This window comes from Companilactobacillus kimchiensis, assembly GCF_001438805.1.
Lineage (GTDB): Bacteria > Bacillota > Bacilli > Lactobacillales > Lactobacillaceae > Companilactobacillus > Companilactobacillus kimchiensis.
This window is the reverse complement of the sequence record NZ_JQCF01000060.1, coordinates 1-1,225: the sequence shown is the minus strand read 5'-3', so window position 1 is coordinate 1,225 and position 1,225 is coordinate 1. Positions and strand designations below refer to the sequence as shown.

The 1,225-nt window shown below is 38.4% G+C and carries 1 protein-coding gene; it reads left to right on the top strand.

The window, feature by feature from the left end; translation table 11 throughout:
* Window positions 1-120 precede the first annotated feature (120 nt).
* Window positions 121-1,149, top strand: coding sequence for an IS30 family transposase (locus IV57_RS12805; protein ID WP_057881909.1), 1,029 nt, complete (start codon window positions 121-123; stop codon window positions 1,147-1,149).
* Window positions 1,150-1,225: the final 76 nt, after the last annotated feature.

Sequence of the window (1,225 nt, the reverse complement as noted above, 5' to 3'; positions counted from 1 at the left end):
GGCGAATTTTATAATCAAGTTAGCCACTTTCAATAAAAGCTCAAAATAAAAACACCAAGACGAAAAAATCAGGTATCATTGGAGTTCCTACACAAACAATGAAAGAGGTTTTTCGTCTTGATGCAAGAAAATGATACCATAATACGACCTAAGGGACACCATTTAACTGAAATTGAACGTGGTGAAATAGCTTCGCTTCACCTTTTGGGATTCTCAAATCGTAAGATTGCTCACGCCGTTGGCGTTTGCCCTCAAACTATTAATAATGAGATCCGCAGAGGGACCGTAAGACAGGTTAAAAAGGTTAATGGGAAACAATATTTCTCTAATGATTATTACCCTGATACCGCTCAATTACGTTATGACACGCTGCGTAAGCAGTGTCATCGACCTTCTAAGTTTAATCGAGTTAAACAATTCCTAAGCTACTTTGTAGAACAGTTCAAACAGGGGTGGTCTCCAGATATAATCGCAGGTAGATCACGTGTCGATGGGTTATTCTTTAAAGATGAAATGGTATCAACTACCACTCTTTATAAGTACATCGATGAACAACGTTTAGAGATACGTAATATAGACTTAACCGACAAAATGAATAGATCTACCAAGCTACACGTTTCGAAGAAACATAAGCGTCTATTGGGTAGAAGTATCGAGGAACGTCCTGAGAGCGCTGACTTGCGAGAAGATTTTGGTGACTTTGAAATTGATACTATCGTTGGTAAGAGAAATGGTCACGAGAGCGTAGTCTTAACACTTATTGAGCGTAAATCCAGATTCGAGATAATGCGACTTATTGACGGTAGAGATGCCGACTCTGTTGATTACGCTATGGAAGAGATCAAACATAATTACGGTCACATTATCAACTCGATAACCGCAGATAATGGTCCTGAATTTGCTAATCTCGATTCTGTTATGTCTGGAGTTTCAGATGTTTATTTTGCACATCCATATACTTCCTCAGAAAGAGGAACCAATGAAGCACATAATAGAATGATTCGTCGTGACTTGCCCAAAGGGCTGTCACTCGATTCTATTGCTCCAGATTTAGTATCCTCTATTGAATCAAAGCTCAATGATATGCCTAGAAAGTTGTTGAACTACAAAACTCCACGGGAACTATTCACTAGTTTCTGTGGAGTTTAGAAATGCACTTTTCTGGCACTGATATATTTCGTATTTATTTTTTGGACAAGTGGCTAACTTGTTCTTGTAATTTTCG